At 71.4% G+C, this 7,220-nt stretch carries 10 protein-coding genes and 1 tRNA gene; 4 read left to right on the plus strand and 7 right to left on the minus strand.

The annotated features are described in order from the left end of the window. Positions 1 to 69 precede the first annotated feature (69 nt). From ACFVYR_RS01415 to ACFVYR_RS01430, 4 genes are all read left to right on the plus strand, one after another. Positions 70 to 762, plus strand: a complete 693-nt coding sequence (locus tag ACFVYR_RS01415) for a hypothetical protein (protein ID WP_384247439.1) — start codon at positions 70 to 72, stop codon at positions 760 to 762. After that, positions 759 to 1,031, plus strand: a complete 273-nt coding sequence (locus tag ACFVYR_RS01420; protein ID WP_384247442.1) for a hypothetical protein — start codon at positions 759 to 761, stop codon at positions 1,029 to 1,031. Before ACFVYR_RS01415 ends, ACFVYR_RS01420 begins: the two co-directional genes overlap by 4 nt. A gap of 255 nt (positions 1,032 to 1,286) precedes the next feature. Next, positions 1,287 to 2,240, plus strand: coding sequence for a hypothetical protein (locus ACFVYR_RS01425; protein WP_384247444.1), 954 nt, complete (start codon positions 1,287 to 1,289; stop codon positions 2,238 to 2,240). Between the two features lie 30 nt (positions 2,241 to 2,270). After that, entirely contained in the window at positions 2,271 to 3,461 is a 1,191-nt protein-coding gene (locus ACFVYR_RS01430; protein ID WP_384247446.1) for an MFS transporter, read from the plus strand. 98 nt (positions 3,462 to 3,559) lie between these two features. Here ACFVYR_RS01430 and ACFVYR_RS01435 read toward each other — a convergent pair. The 7 genes from ACFVYR_RS01435 to ACFVYR_RS01465 form a co-directional block, all read right to left on the minus strand. Next, positions 3,560 to 3,633 (minus strand) — tRNA-Pro (locus tag ACFVYR_RS01435). A gap of 107 nt (positions 3,634 to 3,740) precedes the next feature. Further along, on the minus strand, positions 3,741 to 3,974 hold the full coding sequence (locus tag ACFVYR_RS01440; RefSeq protein ID WP_384247448.1) for a hypothetical protein: 234 nt from the start codon (positions 3,972 to 3,974) through the stop codon (positions 3,741 to 3,743). Continuing rightward, positions 3,971 to 4,183, minus strand: coding sequence for a hypothetical protein (locus tag ACFVYR_RS01445; RefSeq protein WP_384247450.1), 213 nt, complete (start codon positions 4,181 to 4,183; stop codon positions 3,971 to 3,973). Before ACFVYR_RS01445 ends, ACFVYR_RS01440 begins: the two co-directional genes overlap by 4 nt. Before the next feature lie 108 nt (positions 4,184 to 4,291). Further along, on the minus strand, positions 4,292 to 4,714 hold the full coding sequence (locus ACFVYR_RS01450) for an MmcQ/YjbR family DNA-binding protein (protein ID WP_384247453.1): 423 nt from the start codon (positions 4,712 to 4,714) through the stop codon (positions 4,292 to 4,294). A gap of 42 nt (positions 4,715 to 4,756) precedes the next feature. Next, the gene (locus tag ACFVYR_RS01455; protein ID WP_384247456.1) at positions 4,757 to 5,737 is read right to left on the minus strand and encodes an alpha/beta fold hydrolase; all 981 of its coding nucleotides are present in this window, start codon (positions 5,735 to 5,737) and stop codon (positions 4,757 to 4,759) included. 200 nt (positions 5,738 to 5,937) lie between these two features. Then, entirely contained in the window at positions 5,938 to 6,492 is a 555-nt protein-coding gene (locus ACFVYR_RS01460; RefSeq protein WP_384247987.1) for a GNAT family N-acetyltransferase, read from the minus strand. A gap of 20 nt (positions 6,493 to 6,512) precedes the next feature. Further along, a complete protein-coding gene (locus ACFVYR_RS01465; RefSeq protein ID WP_384247458.1) occupies positions 6,513 to 7,076 on the minus strand; it encodes a helix-turn-helix domain-containing protein in 564 nt (187 codons plus the stop codon). Positions 7,077 to 7,220: the final 144 nt, after the last annotated feature.

Raw genomic sequence — 7,220 nt, forward strand, 5'->3', positions numbered from 1 at the left:
CCCCCCCCGCTACCCGCACTGGTTCCGCCCCGACGAGGCGCGGACGCGGCCCGCATAGGATCGGCGCCCATGAACGACGCCACCGACATAACCGCCGCCCGGGGCCAGGCCCCTGTGAGGGTCACTCTCGCCCGTGACGGCGTCCACGCGGGCGATGATCCGCCCGACGGGTTCGAGCGGCACCGGGACATTCCCGCCGCCACCCCGCTCGCGGAGGTCATCACCGGCGCACAACGACACTTCCTTCCCTCGATCGCGCGGTACGACGACGCGGGGAACGTTGTTCCCGCAGACGCCACCTGGGTCGTCTCCGCCCGGCCTTACGGCCAGTTCGCGGTCATGGCGCAGCAGTGGGCCCAACCCCGCTCGCTGCCCGGCACCGGGCCGACGGTGGGTGACCTGGCCGTCGCCTGCGACGGTGATGAGGTGAGGCTGGGCTTCGACTACAGCTACTCCTTTGAGGACCCCGACGCAGTATTCGCACGCCTTGCGGAAGGCGCACTAGGTGACCCCGTGCTGCCCCCGCCGCCCGAACCGGTCGACCAGGAGCCGCCCGCCACGGACGCCCGCTCCTATCCGCCGCTGTGGTTCAGCATGGGCGTCGGCGTCGCCGCCGTCCTTGCCACCCGCCCCTCCGGCTTCGGCGAGACCCTGTGGCAGGGCGCGGTCGTCTTCTTCGCCGCGTCCGGTGCCGTGCACATCGGCTGGGATCTGTGGCACCGCCGCCGGGGCCGTACGGCAGCTGCCGAGCCGGGACAGTGAGCCGTCCGGCGACGGTCGTATTCGGCTACCCGCTGGCGGCGTTCGGGGCGCTGGTTGCCGCCTCGCTGCTGCTCGGCCCGGAGCCGAACGGCGGCGGCCCGAACTGCTCCACCAGCGCCCAGAGGCCCGCCCTCGCCGAAGACGAGCGGTGGAAGCAGATCCTCGACCAGCTCGACCGGCAGGGCCCGCGCCCGATGCGCGATGGGGCTGTCGTACGCGACAAGCTGATAGCCGTCGCCGTCTACGACGGCCGGGAAAGCAGGTGCTGAACCGCGGCCTGCGTCGCACGACACCGTGGCCGGCCGACACCATGTCGTGCGGCACAGGCCGCGGGCCGGATAGGACAACTCCTCGGGAACCGGCCGTGGCTTGGCTGACGAGCGGCATTGGCGCAGGTCTCCCTCAAGAGAACGACGCTGCAAACAGCCCTCAGCGGCAGTGACATCGACTCTGCGCACCACGGCACAGGGCTGCGGTTTCGAACTGCGGCTGCGTAGGCTTGTCGTCGAAGATGCAAGACCAGATTGGCCAACCACAGGGTTGGGTGCGCAGACAGACCTTGCACCTCGCTGGTCCCGCCCGCGGGGTGGTGCAACCTCCAACTGGATCGGACAGCCGCGGACCAGATCCGCCGCATCCGGTCCGCGCCCGACAACCAGCCCGAGCCCAATGCCACCCGCGCCCGTCACCTCCAACCGTGGCCCTACGTTCTGGCCTGGGCCGAACGTTCCTTCATCATCAGCGGCCTCGCCGAACAGCACCGCCCCACCGGGCCACCACTGGCCTCCGAAGAACAGCAGCTCTGGACGAACCGGGCACTGGCAGCCTGGCGGCGCGGCGACTTGGACGTCGACGACGTCTGGTACAGCGCCGACAACGAGCTAATCACCCTGGCGCACCTCGTCGAGCCCGACGACCAAACCGTGGTGGTGCTGGCGGGCGAACCCGGCAGTGCACAGATGCGGGTGCTCGGCCACTACGACACCATGCAGAAAGCTGTCGAAGCATCCCCGCCCGCTGTGCCCGCCGGGGTCCTGCGCCCGGACTCCTCTCCCTTCGCACCCCAGGCTCCCGCAGCGGAGGCCCCGGTCGCGAAGCTGATCCGGCAGGTCGACGAGGCACAGCGCACCGGCGACGTCTACATGGCGCTGCTCGACGCCGTGGACGACTCCGCCTTCTCCCGCGGTCCGCTGCCCCGCCTGGCCGAACTCCTCGGCCAGGCAGCGACGTTCGCCGACGCGCTGGAGACGAAGCAGGGCCAGCGCTCCGCTCCCCACCTGTCCATCCTCGCGCGGCAACTGGGCGTACTGAGAGAGGAAATCGAGTCCGCCATGGAGGGCCTCGGCGCCGGCGTACTGCCACCGCACCGCACACCCCGCCCCGTGTTCCACGTCGCCCCCGCACCACGGGCGCCGTCGCCCACACCGTCTGTCGTACCGGCCGCGCCCCACGCCCCCGGCACTGCCCGCCGCCGCTAGCACCGGGGTGCCTCACCCAGAAAGCACGCGTTGACCTCCACCACCGGCTCCGGCCCGTTGCTCGCGCAACGCCACGTCGCCGGCCTGCTGTTCGGCACGCTGATCGGACGTCTGCCCAAGGCGATGGCGCCCGTCGCGATTCTCCTGCTCGTCGCCGACCAGGGCGGATCGCTGAAGACGGGCGGGCTGCTGTGTGCGCTGTACGGACTGGCCTCCGCCATTGGGCAGCCGGTCCTGGGCCGGATGGTCGACCGGCGCGGCCAGAGCCTGGTCACCGCCGCGGCACTCCTGCTCACCACGGTCTGTCTGCTGGCCCTGGCCATGGTCGAGGTCACCGCCCGGCCGGGCCTGGCCGCCGTCCTCGTCGCGCTCGCCGGACTGAGCACCCCGCCACTGGAGGCAGGACTGCGGGCCCTGTGGCCCGTGGTCCTGCCCGACGAAGCGCGGCGCCGGGCCGCGCTCGCGCTCGACACCGGCGCCCAAGGGCTGATCTACGTCACCGGCCCCCCACTGGTCGCCGTGCTGTCCACGACGACCGGGCCGCGCACCGCGATGATGGTGAGCGCTTCGCTCGGGCTGCTCGGCGCCGCCGTGGTGCTGAGTGCCGAGCCGTCACGCCGTTGGCGCCCGGCTCCCGCAACCCAGCGCACTGGGCCGCTCGGACCCCTCGCGCGCGCGAGGCTGCGCTGGTTGTTCGTGGCGGTGAGCGGCGTCGGCTTCGCCCTGGGCAGCACGAACTGGATCTGGACCGTCCGGCGCCAGACCACCCCCGCCCCTGGCGGCCTCGTCGACAAGGGCACCAAGGGCAAGCGGGCTCGCCAGGTTCCGATCATCGAGGAGATCCGCCCGCTCGTCGCCCAGCGCGTTCTGGCCGCCGGTCCCGATCCTGGGGCTCGCTTGTTCACCGGGCCCCGTGGCGGCCGCATCTCCACTGCGGTCCTGCGTGACGCCACCCACTGGGACGACGTCGTCCTCAAGCTCGGGTACGAGCACTTGCGCCGCCACGACCTCCGGCATACGGGACTCACCTGGTTCGCCGATGCCGGAGTCCAGGTGCACGTCCTGCGCAAGATCGCCGGGCACGGCTCGCTGACCACCATCCAGAGGTATCTGCACCCCGACGTGCACAAGATCACCGCTGCAGGTGCCGCTCTCTCGGCCCACCTCACCGCGCTGCGCGCCCCGCGCTCCCTGCCGACCCCGATCGTGGTCACCCGCTGACACGGTCAAGGGACCTGGTCCCCAGCTGGTCCCCAAGAACGATCAAGGGGCCGTTTCAGATTGCTCTGAAACGGCCCCTGATCTGCGACTCTTACGAGTCGGGACGACAGGATTTGAACCTGCGACCCCTTGACCCCCAGTCAAGTGCGCTACCAAGCTGCGCCACGTCCCGATGCCCGTGTGACCTGGGGTTTCCCCTGGCCGAACGCGCACCGAAACAATACCGCACTCTGACCGGTGATCGCTCACCCCTTTCCCGGGGCCGGGCCGCCCGCCGCCTCAGACGGCGCTGCCGCCACCCGTGGCGGCCCCGTACTCGTGGGCCCTGCCGCCACGCCATTCGATGAGCGGTGAATCTCCCAGGACGAGGCCTTCCGCGTCGTCCAGGCCGGCCCGTCGCAGGAACTCGATCAGGTCGCGGTCGTCATGGGCCAGACCGAGGGGCACGGACCCCACCGTGACGCGACGGCCGCCGCCGACGGACGCGTACTGGACGACTATCGCGGGCGTCATGAGTCCGACGCATAGCGGCGCGCGAGCCTGCGCAGCTCCGTACGGGCAGCGGGGTCGCGCAGTCTCGGATGGAAGTGCAGCCGCGCGGTCAGGCGGATCAGGTGGCGGCGCAGCGCGGTGCGGCCGGGCTGGGCGGCCAGCTTCTCGTACGTGAGGGTCCACTCCCGTTGGGTACGGATGAGGTCGTAGGGGATGGCGGTGTGACGCATGCTTCGATGGGATCATATGTTCGATTTTTAGAGCAAGCGGCGCGGGGCGGGGCGACCGGCAGGGGCTGCCCGCCGCTCTGCCCGCCGCTCTGCCCGTCACCCTGCCCGTCACTGCGTGGGGACGACCCCCAGCTCCGGGTGCGCTTCGAGGAGTCCGGGCGGCGACGCCTGGCGCCAGGAGTCGGCCAGGATGTCGGTGAGTTCCTCGGTGTCCAGCGCCTCGAGCCGCACCCGCACCCAGGCGGAACCCGCCTCATGGGCGGCCACCCAGAACTTGTCCGGCTCGGCGAGGACCAGTTCCTCGCGTTCGACCTTCGGACAGCGCACGGCGAAGGACGTCTCGTCGTCGGGAACCGTCACGAACATCTTTCCCGCCACCCGGAACGTCGGCATGCCCCAAGCGATCTTCTCAGCCGTCTCCGGCAGGGCGAGGGCGATGCGGCGCACGTCGTCGGAAGTGACGCGGGAACGGGAATCGGAACCGGCACGGGAATCGGAGCGGGAACCGGCACGGGATCTGGACTTCGACATGCCCCGAACCGTAGCCAACACCACTGACAGTGACCGTCCGCCTCACAACACCCGCTTGTCCAGCCAGGACGTCAGATCCTCCTGGACCTCGTCGCGGTTGGTCTCGTTGAGGATCTCGTGACGGGCGCCCGGGTACCCCTTCCACGTCAGGTCCTCGACGCCCGCGTAACGGAAATCCTCCAGGAGTTCGTGGACCAGCGTCATCCGCTGGTTGCAGGGGTCCTGCTCGCCCACCGCGACGTGGACCGGCAGATCGGCGGGGACGCGGGCGATGTTGCGCGGGTCGTTGATCTTCCGTACGGCACGCACCCAGTCCAGGCAGAGCCCAGCCGAGAAGGCGAATCCGCAGCGCTCGTCGGCGACGTACGCGTCCACCTCCGCCTCGTCCCGCGAGAGCCATTCGAAGCCGGTGCGGTGGGGGTACGGGTCGTTGAAGGAGGCGAAGAGGTCGGGCACGTACGAGGACCGGGCGGCGCGGCCGTGTTCGGCGACCTCGCGCTCCAGGGCGGTGATCGCCCCCTCCGTGTCGGCGCCGGGCAGCGAGCGGAACGTACCCGAGAGGATCACGCCCGCGAGTCCGTCGGCGTACTCCTGCGCGTAGTCCCGTGCGAGCATCGAGCCCAGGCTGTGCCCGAGCAGGAAGAACGGCGCGCCGGGATGCAGCGTGCGGACCTGGTCGCCGATGCCCTTGAGATCGTCGACGATCGCCCGCCAGCTGTCGGCGCCGTCCGGGTCCGTCCCCTCCGAGGTGACGCCGTAGCCGCCCGTGGCCTGCGCGGTGGCGCCGTGGCCCCGGTGGTCTGAGGCGACCACACCGTAGCCGTGCGCGGTCAGATGGCGGGCGAAGCGGTCGTAGCGCAGGGCGTGCTCGGCGGCTCCGTGCGCGATCTGGACGTAGGCGCGGGGCCTTCCGTCGGCCGGCAGCCAGGTGTAGGTGGCGACGGGCACGCCGTCCGCCGCGTTGAGCAGTCCCGCGGTGTACACGGCGGTGGCGGGGGTGGTGGCGTCGTCTCGGTCGGACATCGTGGCGGACTCCCTGCGGTGCGAGGTGTTCGTACGGCTGGCTCGTACGGCTGCTGCGTGCGAGTGGTTCGTACGGCTGGCCTTCCTCCGGCCAGCCTCCCCCGCGCGCGGGACCTCATGCAGCCGAGACGATTTCGCACCTCGGAGGGGGCCCGCCTCCTCCTCCCTCCCCGTCGCGCAGCGCCTTCTGCCGCGCTGCGCTACCGCCGTACCGCGTCCGTCCGCCCGGCGCCGAGCCGCTTGTGGAAGAGCGTGGTGGGGTGGAGGTTGCCCGCCGGGTCCGTCGCGTAGTCGGGGATGGTCCCGGACCGGGTCCAGCCCGCCTTGCCGTAGAGGGATTCGGCGGGGCTGCCGGTCTCGGTGTCGAGGACGAGGAGGGTCACGCCCGCCGCTGCCGCCGCCTCCTCGGCAGTGGTCAGGAGTGCGCGGGCGAGGCCTTGGCCGCGCGCACCGGGATGGACCATCAGCTTCACGATCTCGGCGCGGTGGCGGCCGTTGGGCTTGTCGACGAAGGCGACACTGACCGTGCCCGCGACGCGTCCGGGACGCCCTTCCGCGTCGCGGGCCACCCAGATGCCCAGCCGTCCGTCACCGACCACCGCGTCGAGCCCGCGCCACCAGGCGGCGGCGGTGGCACGGTCCAGGTCGGCGAGGAAGCCGAGCGAGGCGCCGCTCCGCACCGTGGCGACCAGCAGGTCCCCCAAGGAGTCGGCGCAGGCGTGGAGTCGGGCGGTGTCGAGCCGGTCGATGCGGATGCGTGTGGTGGAGGGGGCCGTCACGGCTTCACGACCACGAGCGCGTACCGCACGGCCTCCTCGCCGCGGCAGCGGAACCGCGACGCGCCCCACAGGCGGTAGCGCAGGCAGTCGCCGATGGCCAGGGTGTGCGGTTCTCCCTGCACGGTGACTTCCAGGGACCCTTCCAGCACCCAGATGTGCTGCTCGAGGCCGGGCACGGGCGGCCGGTCGTACGCTATGTCGGCGCCGGGCTGCAGCCGGACCTCGACCAGCTCGCCGCGCATGCCGATGCGGGGCGGCGAGACCGACCAGCGCATGAAGCCCGCCTCGTCGTCGGCCCAGACCGCCTGGTCGACGGCGGGCACGAGCTGCGCGGGCTCCGCCTCCACCTCGCTCAGGAGCTGCGACATGGTGCGTTCGTAGACGGCGCAGAGCCGGTTCAGGAGAGCCGCCGTGGGGCTGATCTCCGCACGCTCGGCGCGCGACAGGGTGGAGCGGCTGATGCCGCTGAGTTCCGCCAACTCACCCAGGGACAGGCCGCGTTCGCCGCGCAGCTCGGCCAGTCGGGCGGCGAGGCGCGCGTCGACTCCTTCGTGATCCATATCTGGCACGGTATCCCGGATATGGGATTGCGGTAAAGGTGAGGCGTGTCTGAGTGCTTAGCCAGTGAGTAGCCGCACACGTGACCCCCCCGGGGGCCCCCCCCAATTACGTCCCGGCAGAGGGACACCGGGACCCACACCCCC

Origin of the sequence: Streptomyces sp. NPDC058284 (assembly GCF_042881135.1) — a bacterium.
Taxonomy (GTDB): Bacteria; Actinomycetota; Actinomycetes; order Streptomycetales; family Streptomycetaceae; genus Streptomyces.